Here is a 16166-nt window from a genome sequence, read left to right on the forward strand (position 1 = left end):
TCCCAAGGGCGATGGCGCATCGGGTTTGGGAAAGGTTGACTGTGCGTGTGAGCCTTTGTTGTGTGTAATTGTCTGTTTTGTGTTTTTCATCACTTTCAGCCCCGCCTAGTGCGGGGCTTTTTTATGCATTTGGTGTGCAATGTGCCAAGCCACGCCGTTTTTAGTGGCGCAATGGCCGGGAAATGGCCCGGAAGTGCCAAATTCAGGTTGAGACAGCGCCCGTAATAAGGGATCATACCCGGCTTGACGGCGGGGGGATGAGGGTGCCAGCCGGCACAACTTCCGCCAGTGACGCTTTTTTGAGGTGAGCCATGAGTCAGGCGAACAGCCCAACTAACTTTATTCGTCAGATCATTGATGAAGATCTGGCCAGCGGTAAGCACAGCAGCGTGCATACCCGTTTTCCGCCCGAGCCGAACGGTTATCTCCATATCGGCCACGCCAAATCCATCTGCCTGAACTTCGGCATCGCCCGCGACTATCAGGGCCAGTGCAACCTGCGTTTCGATGACACCAACCCGGTGAAGGAAGATATCGAGTACGTAGAGTCCATCAAGCAGGACGTACAGTGGCTCGGCTTCCAGTGGAACGGCGAGATCTGCTACTCCTCCGACTATTTCGACAAGCTGCACGGCTACGCCATCGAGCTGATTGAAAAGGGTCTGGCCTATGTGGACGAGCTGACGCCCGAGCAGATGCGCGAGTACCGTGGCACTCTGACTGAAGCTGGCAAGAACAGCCCGTTCCGCGATCGCAGCGTGGAAGAGAACCTGGCGCTGTTTGCCAAGATGAAGAATGGCGAGTTCGCCGAAGGCACCGCCTGCCTGCGCGCCAAGATCGACATGGCATCCCCCTTCATGGTGATGCGTGATCCGGTTATCTACCGCATCAAGTTTGCCCACCACCACCAGACCGGTGACAAGTGGTGCATCTACCCGATGTATGACTTCACCCACTGCATCTCGGACGCGCTGGAAGGGATCACCCACTCCATCTGCACCCTGGAGTTCCAGGACAACCGTCGTCTGTACGACTGGGTGCTGGATAACATCACCATCGACTGCCACCCCCGTCAGTACGAGTTCTCTCGTCTGAACCTCGAATACACTGTCATGTCCAAGCGCAAGCTGAACCTGCTGGTGACCGAGAAGCACGTCGATGGTTGGGATGACCCGCGTATGCTGACCGTCTCCGGTCTGCGTCGTCGTGGTTACACTCCGGCCTCCATTCGCGAGTTCTGCAAACGCATCGGCGTCACCAAGCAGGACAACATCGTCGAGATGAGCATGCTGGAAGCCTGCATCCGCGAAGACCTCAACGAGCATGCCCCGCGCGCCATGGCCGTGCTGCATCCGGTGAAAGTGGTCATCGAGAACCTGGCTGCCGATGAAGTGCTGACTGCCCCGGCCCACCCGAGCAATGCCGAGATGGGGACCCGCGAGCTGAACTTTACCCGTGAAATCTTCATCGACGAAGCGGACTTCAAAGAAGAGGCGAACAAGCAGTTCAAGCGTCTGGTGCTGGGCAAGGAAGTGCGTCTGCGCAATGCCTATGTGATCAAGGCCGAGCGCATCGAGAAAGATGCCGATGGCAAAGTCACCTGCATCTACTGCTCCTACGATCCCGAGACTCTGGGCAAGGATCCGGCCGATGGCCGCAAGGTGAAAGGGGTGATCCACTGGGTCAGCGCCACCCACTCCCTGCCAGCGGAAGTGCGTCTCTACGACCGTCTGTTCAAGGTGCCGAACCCGGGCGCCGAGGATGACTTCGAAGCTGCGCTGAACCCGGAATCTCTGGTGATCATCGAGGGGGCCCGTGTCGAGGCTTCCCTGAAGGACGCCAAGCCGGAGCAGGCTTACCAGTTCGAGCGTGAAGGTTACTTCTGCGCCGACAACAAGCTCTCCAGCCCGGAGCATCTGGTGTTTAACCGCACCGTTGCCCTGCGCGACTCCTGGGGCAAGGTAGAAGGCTAAGCCGATGGGGCAGGGGAAACCCTGCCCTGTGTGCTGCCAGCGGCCTGCGCCGGACAATAAAAAAGCCAGCTGATGCTGGCTTTTTTTATTGTCCGTTATCTGCAAGTCGCGGGCGACTTATTCGTCGTGCTTGCACTCACCGGTAGCACAATGACCGTAGAGGTAGAGGCTGTGGTTGGTGAGACGGATATTGAATTTCTTGGCGATCTCGCGCTGACGCTGTTCGATCACTTCGTCGGAGAACTCGATCACCTTGCCGCAGTCGAGGCAAACCAGGTGGTCGTGGTGCTCCTGAGTGGCCAGCTCGAATACCGACTTGCCACCTTCGAAGTGGTGACGGGTAACGATACCGGCATCATCAAACTGGTTGAGAACGCGATAGACGGTAGCGAGACCAATCTCTTCACCCAGGTCGATCAGTCGTTTATAGAGATCCTCGGCGCTGGTGTGCTGGCAGTCCGGCTGTTGCAGGATTTCCAGGATTTTGACCCGGGGCAAGGTGATCTTGAGCCCGGCCTTTTTTAACGCTTGGTTGTTGTCTGCCATATTCTACTTATTCGCATTCTCGAAGGTGGGGTTATTCTGATGGACTGCCGCAGGAATGGCAACCTTGAACTCGCTTGGCCTGTCATTATAGGTCGTAGCCTCCCTAAAAATAAACCCAGCAATTCAAGGGGTTTAGTCATAAATGGCCGGTTGGATTGAAATAATCAATCGTGTCGTCCGACTTGCTGGCATGGCAGATGTTGATAAGATGTAACTTTCATATTTCTGGTCGGATGAGATCCATGGATTGGCTTTTTGACAATGCGGCCTGGGTGCGCCGCGCACTCAACGCCTGGCCCCCTTTCTGGGGTGCCGGTATCAAGATAGAGACCCTGAGCGATGACTTTCGTTATTGCCGGGTGACCCTGAAATCCCGCTGGTGGAACAAGAATGCCAACCGCACCCAGTTTGGCGGCAGCATGTTTGCCATGACAGACCCCATCTATCCACTGATGCTGATGGGCTACTTCAAGAATCGCTACTACGTCTGGGACAAGGCGGGCAGCATCAACTACATCAAGCCGGGCAAGGGCAAGCTGGTGGCCGAGTTCAACCTGACCGAGGGCAAGCTGGCCGAAATCGTGGCGGCGACCGAAGGTGGCAACAAGCACTTCCCCGAATTCGAGGTGACGGTGCAAGACAAGAGCGGCGAGCTGGTGGCGCAGGTCAAGCGCACCCTCTATGTGCGGGCCAAACCGGAGCACAGAGGTGAATAACAGGGAAGAATAAAGGCAGGCATCGCAACAAGCAGATACAACAAGGGCCCCGTCGGGGCCCTTGTTGTCAGAGGTATGAGGGGGAGGTGGATTACTCCAGCTCGCCCAGGCACATCTCTTCGTGCAGCTGCTTGCACCAGCCCTTGACGCGCTCAGCAGTCAGCTCCGGCTGGCGATCTTCATCGATACCCAGACCGACAAAGTGCTTGTCATCGACCAGTGCCTTGGAGGCTTCGAACTCGTAGCCGGCAGTCGGCCAGTGACCGATGATGATGGCGCCTTTTGCTTCGACGATGTCACGCAGGGTGCCCATGGCGTCGAGGAAGTACTCGGAATAGTCTTCCTGATCACCGCAACCGAAGATGGCGACCAGCTTGTTGGTGAAGTCGATTTCGCCCAGATCGGGGAAGAAGTCGTCCCAGTCGGCCTGGGCTTCGCCGTAGTACCAAGTCGGGATGCCGAACATCAGCAGATCAAAGCTCTCGATGTCGGCCTTGCTGCTCTTGGCGATGTCACGGACTTCAATCAGGTTTTTGCCCAGCTCTTTCTGGATCATCTTGGCGACAGCTTCGGTGTTACCGGTATCGCTGCCAAAAAACAGACCTACACTTGCCATAGTGTTTAGTTACCCGTATTTGGTGTTAATGCTCAACGCTCAGACTGCAATGTCCACCGCAAAGGCGGACTCAATCTGTTGTTTCAGGATAGATTGGATCAGCTCGGCTCGGCTGATGTTCTGTTGTAACGCAAGTTGGTTCAGGCGCTCCAGCAACTCGGCCTCCACCTTTAACTCTACCCGCTTCAGCCCATTTTCCCGATCGCGCTTAAGCTGGTTACGCTTGTTGATCTTGAGCTGGGTCTCGCGGGGGAGTGGATTGGTCTTTGGCCTGCCGGGGCGCTTCTCATTTGCGAACAGATCCAGTGTTGTTCGATCAGTTTGCTGTTTGGCCATACATCACAGATGAAAATAAGTTAGCCGAGTCCTGAGCCTTCCCAGCCCAGTTCGATCAGCCCCTTGGCGACAAAACCCGCACAACCCAGAAACAGTACCAACCAGACGATAAAACGACCGAAACGGGGCACGTTGCCGCGCTTGAGCACGTCCTGAATGGCCAGGCCAATCAATATGAAAATGGCCACAAAGAATAACTTGAGGCCCAAACTTTCGATCAGGTCGATATGTTCACTTAGCATGGATTGCGCACACTCCTTATGACGGGCGCACTATATCACAAAGGATTTGAAACTGTTAACCGCCTGTCGACAGGAAATCCACAACCAATTTGTTGAACAGAGCCGGTTTTTCCGCATGCAGCCAGTGGCCGGTACCCGCGATGACACGCACCTTTGCCGCCGGGAATTGGGCCAGTGCCGCCTCGCTGTATTGCGGCTGCATATAGTCAGAATCCCCCCCCTTGATAAAGAGCACCGGCCCCTCGAAGCGGCGATCATCCTCTGGCCAGCCCATGATGTCGGCGTAGTTTTGCTCAAGCGCCGGCACATTGAAGCGCCAACCCCAGCCATGCTCGCCTCTGGCGAAGGATTTGAGCAGGAACTGGCGTACCCCGGCGATCTCGATATGTTCGGCCAACATGGCTTCCGCTTCGCTGCGGCTTTGCGGCGGCGTGTGCAGTGTGGCGTTGAGTCCGGCGAACACATTCTGGTGGCGGGAGTGGGGATAGGCGACCGGTGCCATATCGGCGACGACTAGACGGCTTACACGTGCTGGCGCCAGCTTGGCGACCTGCATCGCCACTTTGCCCCCCATCGAGTGGCCAATCAGGGTGGCGTCGGCAATATTCAGCCGATCCATCAGGGTCAGAATATCGGCCGCCTGCGCCGGATAGCTCATCTCGCTGCCATGAAAGGAGGCGCCGTGGTTACGCAGATCGACGCTGATAACCCGGTATTGCTCGCAGAGAGCACGGGCCAGCAGGCCGAGGTTATCGAGGCTGCCAAACAGGCCGTGGATCAGAATGACCGCCGGGCCCTGACCCTGCTCCTTGAAGTTCAATATGCTGTTTTGTTGCAAAATGACACCTTGTCGGTCGTGGGTGCGTATCGCTGTTTTATTTAACGCACTGGAAAGAAAAGGATTTCGTCCAACGGATAGGAAATTCATGTGGTTTTTTTTCTAAAAAATCCCGTCCGGATCGGCTATCAGTGCGGCTGATCACACACTTGGCCCGCTATTATGCCGTATTCTCGATGAGATTCATGTACATCTGCCAGCCCCTTGCTTGGGCTGTCGGGTTTGCCTATGTATAATCGCCGCATCCGAATTTCGACGAGTCCAGCGCATCCCTATGAAAACCATCGAGCTTGATGACGATCTCTACTTCTATATCGCCAGCCAGACCCGGCACATTGGTGAGAGTGCCTCCGATATCCTGCGCCGTCTGCTGGAACAGCCTGCTCACGAACGTGTGCCGGTTGCCGAGCCCGTTGCCGTCGTGCAGCCCAGTGCGGTAGCCACCCGGCAAGGGCTGCAAGCCCTGCTCGATTCCGGTGAGCTGCAAAAAGAAGAGAAGTCCATCAACCGCTTCATGCAGGTGCTCAGTACCCTCTACCGGGACGATCCGGTCGGGTTTACCCAGGCCACCGAAATCAAGGGACGCAAGCGCGTCTATTTCTCACGGGATCCCGAGGCTCTGCGTGCCAGTGGTAGCACCACCAAGCCCAAGCCGGTACCGGACACCCCGTTCTGGGTGATCACCAACACCAACACCAGCCGCAAGCAGAATATGGTGGCCCAGCTGATGGCCAGCATGGGCTATGGCGAAGAGGTGATCGCGCAGGTGTGTGGCGCCATTTAACGGTTTATCAAGACTCAGGCCTTGCCCAGCAAGGCCGCCATTACGCAAGGAAAACGCCATGGCTCAGCATTCCCACGCCGGTCAGCCGGCTCGTTTAAGCGACCTGACCAACATCCCCCGTCTGGTCAGTGCCTACTACCTCAACAAGCCGGACATGAGCCGCCCCGAGCAGCGGGTTGCCTTCGGTACCTCCGGCCACCGTGGCAGTGCCTTGCACAACGCCTTTACCGAATCCCATATTCTGGCGGTGACCCAAGCGCTGGTGGAATATCGCCGGCAGGCCGGTATCACTGGCCCGCTGTTTGTCGGCATGGATACCCATGCCCTGTCCGAATCCGCCTTTGCCAGCGCAGTCGAAGTGCTGGCGGCCAACGGCGTTGAAACTCGCATTCAAGCCGGTATGGGCTTTACCCCGACCCCGGTCATCTCTCACGCCATCCTGCGCCACAATGCAGGCAAACCGGCTGCGCGCGCTGACGGGGTGGTGATCACCCCGTCCCACAACCCGCCGGAAGATGGTGGCTTCAAGTACAACCCGCCTCACGGTGGCCCCGCCGAAGGAGAGATCACCAAGTGGGTGGAGGACCGTGCCAACGCCATTCTGGAAGCGGGTCTGGCCGGTGTGAAACGGATGCCGTTCGCCGAAGCGCTCAAGAGCCCGTTCGTGGTCGAGCACGACTATGTCACCCCTTATGTGGATGATCTGAAGAACGTGCTGGACATGGATGCCATCAAGAACGCTGGCATCAAGATCGGTGTCGATCCGCTGGGTGGCTCCGGCGTCGCCTATTGGGACGTTATCGCCAAGACCTATGGCCTGAATATCGAGGTGGTGAACTACAAGGTCGACCCGACCTTCTCCTTCATGACCCTGGATAAAGACGGCAAGATCCGGATGGACTGCTCCAGCCCGTTCGCCATGGCGAGCCTGATTGCCCTCAAAGACAAGTTCGACATCGCCCTTGGCAATGACCCTGACTATGACCGTCACGGCATCGTTACCAAGTCCGGCCTGATGAACCCGAACCACTATCTGGCGGTGGCAATCCAGTATCTGTTTACCCATCGCACCGGCTGGGCTGCCGATGCGGCTGTCGGCAAGACGCTGGTCTCCTCTTCGATGATCGACCGGGTTGCCGGCGAGATTGGCCGCACCCTGAAAGAGGTGCCGGTCGGCTTCAAGTGGTTCGTGGATGGCCTCTATAGCGGCGAGTTCGGCTTTGGCGGCGAAGAGAGCGCGGGCGCCTCCTTCCTGCGCAAAGACGGCACCGTCTGGACCACCGACAAGGATGGCTTCATTCTGGCGCTGCTGGCGGCCGAAATTCTGGCGGTTACCGGCAAGGATCCGCAGGCCCACTACGACGCACTGGAAACCAAGTTTGGCCGCTCCAGCTATCGCCGTATCGACGCCCCGGCCAACAGCGCCCAGAAAGCGGTGCTCTCCAAGCTGGATCCGGCACTGGTCGAAGCCTCTACCCTGGCCGGTGAGCCCATTATCGCCAAGCTGACCAAGGCGCCGGGCAACGATGCAGCCATCGGTGGCCTGAAGGTGGTGACCGAGAACGGCTGGTTCGCGGCGCGCCCCTCCGGCACCGAGTCCATCTACAAGATCTACATGGAGAGCTTCAAGGGCGAGGCGCACCTGGATCTGATCCAGCAAGAAGCCCAGCAGATCGTCTCTGCGGCGCTGGCCAAGGCAGGCGTCTAAATCAGGTAGTCATCCTTGAGCCCCTGATGGGGTTGAACGTTGGATATAAAAAAGGAGCCATAATGGCTCCTTTTTAATTGTCTGTTTTATACCAGCGAGTTGTCAGCGTGCCGCCTTCACCGCCAGACCCAGCTGCCACACCGCCATGGCGTAGTGGGTGCTGTGGTTGTAGCGGGTGATGGTGTAGAAGTTGGGCAGGCCGTACCAGTATTGGTAGCCGGTGCCCACATCGAGGCGCAGCAGGCTCGACTCGCTGTGATTGCCCAAGCTGCTGGTGGGGGTGAGCCCTGCGCGGCGCAGAGTGGCGACCGGGTAGCGGGTCTGGAAGCCATGCTCGTAGCCGGGCAGTTGGCCCTGACCGCGCACCGCCACCGGTTGCCCTTTCTCCCAGCCGTGGGCCTTGAAGTAGTTGGCAACGCTGCCGATGGCATCCACCGGATCCCACAAATTGGTGTGGCCGTTGCCGTCAAAGTCCACCGCATAGCGCTGGAAGCTGGAGGGCATGAACTGGCCATAGCCCATGGCCCCGGCGTAGGAGCCCTTGGGTTCTGCAGGATCCATCCCTTCATCGCGGGTCATCACCAGGAAGGCTTCCAGCTCGCTGGTGAAGAACTCGGCGCGGCGCGGATAATCAAACGCCAGGGTGGCCAGCGCATCCAGAATGCGGGTCTTGCCCATCACCCGGCCCCAGCGGGTCTCCACCCCGATAATGCCGACGATGATCTCCGGCGGTACCCCGTAGATCTGCTCCGCCCGGTTCAGCTCGCTTGCGTATTCACGCCAGAAGTTGACGCCGTTTTGCACGTTATCCGGGGTGATGAACTTGGCGCGATAGCGGTTCCAGGCGCCGGTCGGGCCGGTGGGCTTGGCGGTGGTCGGCGCCTGGGCATCCATCAGGCGGATGATCCAGTCGTAGCGCTCTGCCTGTGCCAGCAGCTGATGCAACTGGGCGTTGTCGAAGCCATGCTGCTCGACCATCTTCTGGACGAATCTGTCCACATTGGGGCGATTGGCGAAATCCCCCTTGCTAACCCCTTGTGTGTAAACGGGTTTGCTCGATGGCGCCTGATTGATAAAGGCACTGTTGGGTTGAGGCTTGACCACGGGCTTGGGGGCCGGGGCGCTGCTGCAGCCACCGAGCAGGGGGAATAACGACAGAGTGAGAAGAGAGGCAAGGCGACGCATAGGGTTCTCAAAGAGACTGACAAAAGTGTCGTCATGGTAAAACATTGTCATCCCCGTGCAAGTGTTCCGTGCGCCTCGTTGGCCACCAATTCATCGTGCGATAGATTAGCCCTTAGGTGAGGGCTGCACTGTTTAGCGCGGTGGGTGACGCAGGGTGTGGTAACCGCTCCAGAGCCGGGTCAGGGTGGTGATGGCGCAGAGCAGCGCAAAGCCGTAGGCGAGCGGGGCGAAGGCGGCGGGCCACAGACACATCAGCACAAAGAGAGCTATGGTCTCGCTCCCCTCGGTGAGGCCGCCCAGATAGTAGAGGGACTTGTGGTGGTAGACCGGATTGTCGATCCCCCGCTTGCCCGCCATGATGGCAAACGCCAGAAAGCTCGACCCTGTGCCCATAAAGGCAAACAGCAGGGTGGCGGCGGGCAGTGCATTGGCGGGGGCGGCGAGGGCAAAGCCTAGTACCACGGCGGCGTAGAAAATAAAGTCGAGCGTGATGTCGAGAAAGCCGCCGCAGTCGGTGATGCCGGTTTCCCGCGCCACTGCGCCATCGAGCCCGTCCAGCAAGCGGTTGAGCAGGATCGCCGCGAGCGCCCATTGATAGCAACCAAAGGCCAGCAGCGGCAGCGCCAGCATGCCAATAGCAAAGCCGGTGAGGCTCACCTGATTGGCGCTGATCCCGGCGCGGCAGAGCGGCTTGGCAAGCTGGCTGAGGGGGCTGCGGATCACGGGGATCAGGTGGCGGTCAAACAAGGTGAACTCCTCGGTCAAAAACAGGATTCGGTGAGGTGAAGTATGGTGCCCGGCGCGTCGTCTTCGTCGTGGGTTACCAGAATGGCGGGAATGGCCAGCGCTTTGATCTGCGCGAACACCAGCTGGCGAAAGGCGGCCCGCAGCGGCTTGTCGAGGCGGGAGAAGGGCTCGTCCAGCAGCAGGGCGTCGGGTTCCGCTAACAGCGCCCGCAGCAGGCTGACCCGCGCCCGCTGACCCCCCGATAGCAGTTGCGGCAGCTTGTCAGCCTGATCCGCCAGCGCGATCCGTGCCAATGCGGCCAGTGCCTTTTCCCGCCGCGCGCGTTTTCCCTTGATGGTCGCCGGCATGCCGAACATCAGGTTCTCCGCCACCGTCAGATGGTCAAACAGCAAGTCATTCTGAAACAGCATGCCGATGCGCCGCGCTTGCGCAGGCAAGGTGTTGAGTGGCCGCTCGCCGAGCCTTACCTCCCCCTCCAGCCGGATTGGGCCGCTCCCCGTCAGCGCGCTCGGCAGTACCCCGGCGAGCCCCGCCAGCAGGGAGCTTTTACCACAGCCGCTGGGCCCCATCAGGGTCAACACCTCGCCGGGTGCCACCTGCAGGGCGGGCAGCGAGAGCAACAGGCTTTCCTCCAGATAGAGCCGAAGAGGCGTGGTGCTCAGCACATGGCTATTTCCATCATGAGAGTTCATCGTGAGCCGCCCCCCTTGAGCGCCGGATTGATCCGCGCCGGCAGCCAGAGCGCCAGCAGATAGATAACGAGCGGCAGCAGCAGTTGCAGCAGGCCGTAGAGCCCCGCCAGCCGCCGGTTGAGGCCACTGCCGATGGCCACCGCTTCGGTGGTGATGGTGACCACTCTGCCTGCGCCAAACAGCAGGGTCGGCAGATACTGGGCCAGGCTTACCGCCGCCCCGACACCGAAGGCAAATAGCAGAGGGCGGGCCAGTAGCGGTGCTTTGACCTGCCACCAGGCTCGCCACGGTGTTGCTCCCAGCAGCAGGGCGCTTTGGGTGATCCGCGGATCGAACTGACGATAGGGGCCGTGCAGGCACAAATAGACATAGGGAAAGACAAACAGCAGCTGGCTCCAGAGCACCCAGCTCCAGCCAATGGCGCTGCTTATCGAGTCATGTGCAAGCCAGTCCAGCCCGAGCCGGATGCCAAACAGCAGGCTGGCCTGCGGCAGCAACAGCGGCAGGCAGACAAGCCAAAGTGGCCAGCGGCGGCGCCCGGCTTGCACCTCCAGACTACACACCGCCATCACCAGCGCCAGCAAGCCACTCGCCAGTGCCAACAGCGCACTGGTTGCCAGCAGCGGCAGCAGGGTTGGCAGCAGATCCAGCCAGTAGTGACCGCTCCACTGACTGGGCAAGAGGGCGGGAAAGGGCCAGCGGCGCGCCAGCGACCAGAGCAGCAGGGCCGCCAGCACCGCCAGATTGAGGGTGATCAGGGTGAATGAAAAGCATGCTGCGAGCCGGTTGGCAAAGGAGTGAGGCATCGCCCGTTTGCCATCGAGCCAGCAGCCTTTGCCCACTTCTTGATGAAACCACTCCAGTAATCTGAGCAGGGCGATCAGCAGCGCCGTGATGGCGAGCAGCAGCAGGGCGCCGCTGGCGGTGGCACCGCGCCAGAGCAGATCCGGGTCCTGATACCAGAGCCACAACCGCACCGCCAGCGGGGCGGGGGCATCGGGCCCGAGCAGCTGGGCGAGATCCACCACCGCCACACCATAGGCTGCCACCGCATAGATGGGCAGGTGCAGGGCGGGCCAGAGCGCTGGCAGCAGCAGGCGCCACCAGATCTGGGGGGGGCTGAAGCCGAGGCTCGCCCCCAGCCACTGCTGGCGCGCCAGCGGGATGGGTTGCTGCGCGGCCATCGCCATCAGCAGCAGAAAGGGGGTCTCTTTGAACACGAGCAGTGTAATCAGCCCGAGTCCTAGAGGGTCGCGAATAGTCTGCCAATCGGGGGGCAGTTCAAATCCGGTAAGGGCTGGCGAGACGAGCCGCAGCAGCCAGCCGGAGGGGGCGAGCAGAAAGGTAAAACCGATGCCAAAGGCGACGTGGGGCATGGCCAGCATCGGCGAGAGCAGGCGGCGGAGCAGGCCGAAAGCCCGGCTGTCGCTGTGGGCCAGCAGCAGGGCGGTCAACAGCAGGCTACCGAGGGTCGAGGCGGCGCCAATCCACAGGCTCAGCGCAGCGGAGTGCCACAGGCCAGGCTGGGCCAACAGCAAGGCAAGATGAGAGGCGGTCATCCCCTCCGCCAGCAGTTGCCATAGCCCCGCCAGCAGGGGAATGACGAAGATCACCAGATAAACAACGCCCATACCCATCCCGCGGTGGCGGATCAGCAACCTGCGCCATGGTCGGGAGCGGGCAAGCGGGTGACCAGCGGCACTCATCAGTGGCCGTAACGCCCGGCCCAGGCCGCTTCCAGTTTGAGCTGCCAGCTGGGATGGGGCTCTGACACTGATTTGAAGCGCAATGCCGGTTGCCCCTTTGTGGAGTCAGGCTGGGCATCGGCCCGCAGCACGCTGGGATCACCCCAGAATGCCGGATTGGCCTTGCGCGCCTGCGCTGCCGGGCTCAGCAGGAAGTTGGCCACCACCTTGGCCCCGGCGCGGGCACTGGCGTTGAAGGGGATAGCGAGAAAATGGCTGTTGGTGAGCGCCCCTTTCTCCATGGCAACCGCCTCCACACTGGGGGGCAGGGCGCCAATCTGGGCGGCGCTTTGCGCCTCCTGCGGGTTGAAGCTGATGGCCATGGCCAGTTCGCCATCATCGAGCAGTTGGCGGGTTTCGGCGGCGCTGGTGGGGAACAGCTTGCCCTTGCGCCAGAGTGCCGGATGCAGCTCATCGAGCCAGGCCCAGAGCGGGGCGGTGAGCTTGGTAAAGTCGCTCTCGGTCGCTTCCCGATAGAGGGGGGCGGGGTTTGGCGTCAACTCCAGCAAGATCTGCTTGAGAAAGCTGGAGCCATGGAACTGGGGCGGCTTGGGATAGGTGAAACGGCCGGGATGGGCCTTGGCCCACGCAAGCAGGGCTGCAGCCGAGGTGGGCGGGCTGGCGACCTCTTCGGTGTCGACCATCAGATTGAGCTGGCCGATGCCCCAGGGGGCTTCCAGCCCTTCCACCGGCAGGGTGAAGTCCTCACTCACCGGCAGGCTGCTGTCTACCAGCGCCATGTTGGGCAGCTCAGTGGTAAAGGGCGCGCCAAGCAGCCCCTGCTCCTTGAGCGCCTTGAAGTTCTCACCGTTGACCCACAGCAGATCGATGGGGCCGCCAGCTTGCTTACCCGCCTGCTTGTTGGCCAGCAGCTGGCTGACGCTCTGGGCGATGTCATCTACCTTCACCTGCACCAGCTTGACCTGATAGTCGCGCGCCAGCTCCTGCCCGGCCCACACCAGATAGGCGTTGATCTCCGGGCTGCCGCCCCAGGCGTTGAAGTAGACGGTCTGCCCTTTCGCCTCCTCAAGGGTCTGTTGCCAGCCGTCGTCTGGATTGGCCGCCAACAGCGGGCCACTGGCCAGCAGTGGCAGGGCGCACAGCAGGGCGTTGAGCCGCTGTTTAAGCCGAGAGTTCTGGCGTGATCTGAGGTGTGAGCCGAGCAGTGAGAATGGCTTGAGCATAAACGTTTCCCTGATTGTCAGGCGCCACGGCGCCAGCGGTGATAACGGGCCAGCAACGCCAGCACCCGGGTGGGCTGGTGGGCCCGTTTCCATTCACCTGCCACGTATTTGTTTCCCTCCATCAGGGTGGGATAGGCGTGAATGGTGCCGAGGATCTTGCCAAGGCCGAGGCGGTGACGCATGGCGAGCACGAACTCGGCAATCCGCTCACCGGCGTGAGTGCCCACTATGGTGGCGCCAAGGATAGTATCCTTGCCCGGCACGGTCAGCACCTCGACAAAACCGTGGCGCTCACCATCGGCAATGGCGCGATCCAGCTCGGCCAGCTCGAAGCGGGTCGCCTCGAAGGGAATCCCCTGCGCCTCTGCCTCCTTGCGATTGAGGCCGACCCGGGCAATCTCCGGAGTGGTGTAGGTGGCCGCCGGAATGACCCGATAGTCGGCCCGAAAGCGCTTGAACTGGCCAAATAGGGCATTGACCGCCGCATACCAGGCCTGATGGGCGGCGAAGTGGGTGAACTGGTAAGGGCCCGCTACGTCTCCCACTGCCAGTATGCTGGGGAAGTTGGTGGCAAGAAAGCCATCGACCGCTATGGTGCCGCGGGGGGCAAACTCGACTCCCAACGCTTCGAGCCCGAAGCCGCTCACATTGGCGACCCGACCCAGTGCCAGCAGCAGTTGATCCCCTTCAATCACCTGCGTCTCATCGCCCCGGCGCAGTTGCAGCCGGATGGGCAGATCCCCCTCGGCTGCGGGCAGGTAGTCGGCTCGCTCGGCGCGCCAGCCGGTGAGTAGCCGCACGCCATCGCGGCTCATCTGCCCGGCCAGCGCGTCGGCCACTTCCCTATCTTCGCGGGGCAGCAGCTGCTCCGAGAGCTCCACCAAGGTCACGGGAATGCCGAGCTGGGCGAAGCTTTGGGCCAGCTCGCAGCCGATGGGGCCGCCGCCCAGCACCAGCAGGCGGCGCGGCGGGGTGCGCAGTTGCCAGAGGCTATCCGAGGTGAGGTAAGGCACCTGATCCAGCCCCGGCAGCTTGGGCACCAGCGGCCGGGCGCCGGTGGCAATAACGATATGGCGGCTGGCAAGGCGCTGGCCATTCACTTCCACCTCCCAGGGGGAGACCAGCCGCGCCTCCCCTTCGATGCACTCCACCCCAAGCCCCTGATAGCGCTTGATGGAATCGTGGGGCTCGACCGCCTTGATAACCTCAGCCACCCGCTCCATCACAGCGGCAAAATCGGCGCGGGAGTGGCTTGGGCTAAAGCCCAGCTCGTCGGCCTTGCGCTGCTCTGCGGCAAAGCGGGCGCAGCGGATCAATGCCTTGGAGGGGACGCAGCCGCTGTTGAGGCAATCGCCCCCCATCTTGTGTTTCTCGATGAGCGCCACCTTGGCCTTCACCGCTGCGGCGATATAGCTGGTGACCAGTCCACCGGCCCCGGCACCTATCACCAGCAGGTTGTAGTCATAGCGAGCGGGTTTGCGGTAGGTGGCGAGCAGGCGCCGCTGGGCGAGGTGTGCGGTCAATTTCTTGACCAGCCAGGGCATCAGCCCCAGCAGGGTCAGCGCCATCATCAGGCCGGGAGAGAGGATATTGCCGGTGCTGGTTAACTGGCCAAGCTCGCTGCCCGCCAGCACATAGACGAAGGTGCCGGGCAGCATGCCAAGCTGGCTCACCCAGTAGTAGGTGCTGACTCTGATGGGGGTGAGCCCCATCAGCAGATTGACCAGAAAGAAGGGGAATACGGGGATGAGGCGCAGGCTGAGCAGATAGAAGGCACCCTCCTTCGCCATGCCGGAGTGAAAGGTGGTCAGCTTGTCACCAAAGCGGGCCGTGACCCAGTCGCGCAGCAGAAAGCGGGCGCTGAGAAAGGCCAGGGTCGCGCCGATGGAGCTGGCAAAGGAGACCAGCAGCAGCCCCCAGGCGACGCCGAACACCGCGCTGCCACCCAGGGTGAGCAGGCTGGCACCGGGCAGGGAGAGGGCTGTGCTCAGCACATAGATAAGCACGAACAGCAGGCTGGCCGAGACAAAGTGGCTGTCGACCCATTGCGCCAGTGCCGCCTGCTGGGCCTGCAAGGCGCCCAGAGTGAGGTAACGGCCAAGATCGAGGGTAAAAAAGGTGCCGATGAGGCCCCCCATCACCAGCGCAAGCAGCAGGCGGGTCCGGTTCATCAGGCGTCCTTGCTGTCTGGCTGGGCGGGGCGTTCCGGTTGCACCGGTAGTTGGCAGAAGCCCTGCGGCGCGATATCGAGGGCGGCGTTGAACTTGGCCGACATGTTCTGGAAGGCGATAAGGCCGGTCAGCTCAACCATGGCGTCGTCGTCGAACCAGGGCTTGAGGCGGGCCGCCTGTTCATCGCTAACCCCATCCAGCCCGGTCATCGCTTCGGTGTAGTCGAGCACTGCTTTCTCCCGTTCATCGAACAGCGGGCTTTCGCGCCAGTTGGCCAGCGCCTCCACCTTCTCGCTGGAGCCGGCTCTCTTTACCAGGGTCATGGCATTGATGTCGACGCAAAAACGACACCAGTTGAGCTGGGAGACCCGCACCGTCACCAGCGAGCGCAGCACGGGGTCGATGGGGGATCGCTTGCGGTTGATGACCCCGTAGAGGGTAGCGACGGCGGCAAACAGGCGCGGCGAGCGGCCCCAGCATTTGCCCGGAATAAGCACCTGACCATAGTTGCGCTTTTGCAGCCAGAAAAAGGGGCGGATAAACCAGGCATATTCCCGGTCGGGTTTGACCTCAACGCGCATCAGTTACCTTCTTGTTGTTTCACACTTACCCAAAAGCACCGTAAAGCCCCGTCATTCATGGCGGGGATATAAGGTGTGAATGGCGTAGCCGTTCCATGGTTA

16 protein-coding genes are annotated in these 16166 nt (G+C 60.9%); 4 read left to right on the plus strand and 12 right to left on the minus strand.

The features are described 5' to 3' along the window. Positions 1–311 precede the first annotated feature (311 nt). The gene (gene glnS, locus OKC42_RS20905; RefSeq protein ID WP_064336856.1) at positions 312–1973 is read left to right on the plus strand and encodes a glutamine--tRNA ligase; all 1662 of its coding nucleotides are present in this window, start codon (positions 312–314) and stop codon (positions 1971–1973) included. Between the two features lie 117 nt (positions 1974–2090). Here the strand turns inward: glnS and fur are convergent, their stop codons facing one another. Continuing rightward, positions 2091–2519, minus strand: coding sequence for a ferric iron uptake transcriptional regulator (gene fur, locus OKC42_RS20910; RefSeq protein ID WP_005334301.1), 429 nt, complete (start codon positions 2517–2519; stop codon positions 2091–2093). Positions 2520–2761: 242 nt separating this feature from the next. Between fur and OKC42_RS20915 the strand changes: the two genes are divergently transcribed. After that, positions 2762–3235 carry a DUF4442 domain-containing protein gene (locus tag OKC42_RS20915; protein ID WP_005334300.1) on the plus strand — a complete coding sequence of 158 codons (474 nt, stop codon included), beginning with the start codon at positions 2762–2764 and terminating at the stop codon, positions 3233–3235. Between the two features lie 91 nt (positions 3236–3326). Here OKC42_RS20915 and fldA read toward each other — a convergent pair whose 3' ends face one another. Genes fldA through OKC42_RS20935 form a run of 4 tightly spaced genes read right to left on the minus strand, consistent with a single transcriptional unit; the run spans position 3327 to position 5267 of the window. Next, complete coding sequence (gene fldA / locus OKC42_RS20920; RefSeq protein ID WP_005334298.1) at positions 3327–3851, minus strand: flavodoxin FldA; 525 nt, start codon at positions 3849–3851, stop codon at positions 3327–3329. 39 nt (positions 3852–3890) lie between these two features. After that, positions 3891–4187, minus strand: coding sequence for a LexA regulated protein (gene ybfE / locus OKC42_RS20925; protein ID WP_005334297.1), 297 nt, complete (start codon positions 4185–4187; stop codon positions 3891–3893). 20 nt (positions 4188–4207) lie between these two features. Further along, entirely contained in the window at positions 4208–4429 is a 222-nt protein-coding gene (locus tag OKC42_RS20930) for a DUF2788 domain-containing protein (RefSeq protein ID WP_005334296.1), read from the minus strand. Between the two features lie 55 nt (positions 4430–4484). After that, positions 4485–5267, minus strand: coding sequence for an alpha/beta fold hydrolase (locus tag OKC42_RS20935; protein WP_082034827.1), 783 nt, complete (start codon positions 5265–5267; stop codon positions 4485–4487). Positions 5268–5541: 274 nt separating this feature from the next. Here OKC42_RS20935 and seqA point away from each other — a divergent pair, with 274 nt between their 5' ends. Next, positions 5542–6051 carry a replication initiation negative regulator SeqA gene (gene seqA / locus OKC42_RS20940; RefSeq protein WP_042657095.1) on the plus strand — a complete coding sequence of 170 codons (510 nt, stop codon included), beginning with the start codon at positions 5542–5544 and terminating at the stop codon, positions 6049–6051. 58 nt (positions 6052–6109) lie between these two features. Then, entirely contained in the window at positions 6110–7759 is a 1650-nt protein-coding gene (gene pgm, locus OKC42_RS20945; RefSeq protein ID WP_042657096.1) for a phosphoglucomutase (alpha-D-glucose-1,6-bisphosphate-dependent), read from the plus strand. 102 nt (positions 7760–7861) lie between these two features. Here pgm and mltB read toward each other — a convergent pair whose 3' ends face one another. The 7 genes from mltB to OKC42_RS20980 all read right to left on the minus strand — a co-directional run bounded on the left by mltB (position 7862) and on the right by OKC42_RS20980 (position 16064). Further along, positions 7862–8944, minus strand: coding sequence for a lytic murein transglycosylase B (gene mltB / locus OKC42_RS20950; protein ID WP_270657339.1), 1083 nt, complete (start codon positions 8942–8944; stop codon positions 7862–7864). A 132-nt stretch (positions 8945–9076) separates the two neighbouring features. Then, positions 9077–9691 carry a CDP-alcohol phosphatidyltransferase family protein gene (locus OKC42_RS20955; protein WP_042657097.1) on the minus strand — a complete coding sequence of 205 codons (615 nt, stop codon included), beginning with the start codon at positions 9689–9691 and terminating at the stop codon, positions 9077–9079. Positions 9692–9705: 14 nt separating this feature from the next. After that, positions 9706–10356 (minus strand): ATP-binding cassette domain-containing protein, encoded by a 651-nt coding sequence (locus OKC42_RS20960; RefSeq protein ID WP_270657347.1) that lies wholly within the window; start codon positions 10354–10356, stop codon positions 9706–9708. Positions 10357–10379: 23 nt separating this feature from the next. Beyond that, positions 10380–12014: an ABC transporter permease gene (locus OKC42_RS20965; protein WP_270660482.1), complete on the minus strand. Its 1635-nt coding sequence runs from the start codon at positions 12012–12014 to the stop codon at positions 10380–10382. A 74-nt stretch (positions 12015–12088) separates the two neighbouring features. Continuing rightward, positions 12089–13312, minus strand: a complete 1224-nt coding sequence (locus OKC42_RS20970; protein WP_232099215.1) for an ABC transporter substrate-binding protein — start codon at positions 13310–13312, stop codon at positions 12089–12091. A gap of 17 nt (positions 13313–13329) precedes the next feature. Further along, complete coding sequence (locus OKC42_RS20975) at positions 13330–15483, minus strand: FAD-dependent oxidoreductase (protein WP_270657342.1); 2154 nt, start codon at positions 15481–15483, stop codon at positions 13330–13332. Next, positions 15483–16064 carry a carboxymuconolactone decarboxylase family protein gene (locus OKC42_RS20980; protein ID WP_021231092.1) on the minus strand — a complete coding sequence of 194 codons (582 nt, stop codon included), beginning with the start codon at positions 16062–16064 and terminating at the stop codon, positions 15483–15485. Before OKC42_RS20980 ends, OKC42_RS20975 begins: the two co-directional genes overlap by 1 nt. Positions 16065–16166: the final 102 nt, after the last annotated feature.

The organism is Aeromonas sp. Y311-2, assembly GCF_027706025.1.
Classification (GTDB): domain Bacteria; phylum Pseudomonadota; class Gammaproteobacteria; order Enterobacterales; family Aeromonadaceae; genus Aeromonas; species Aeromonas veronii.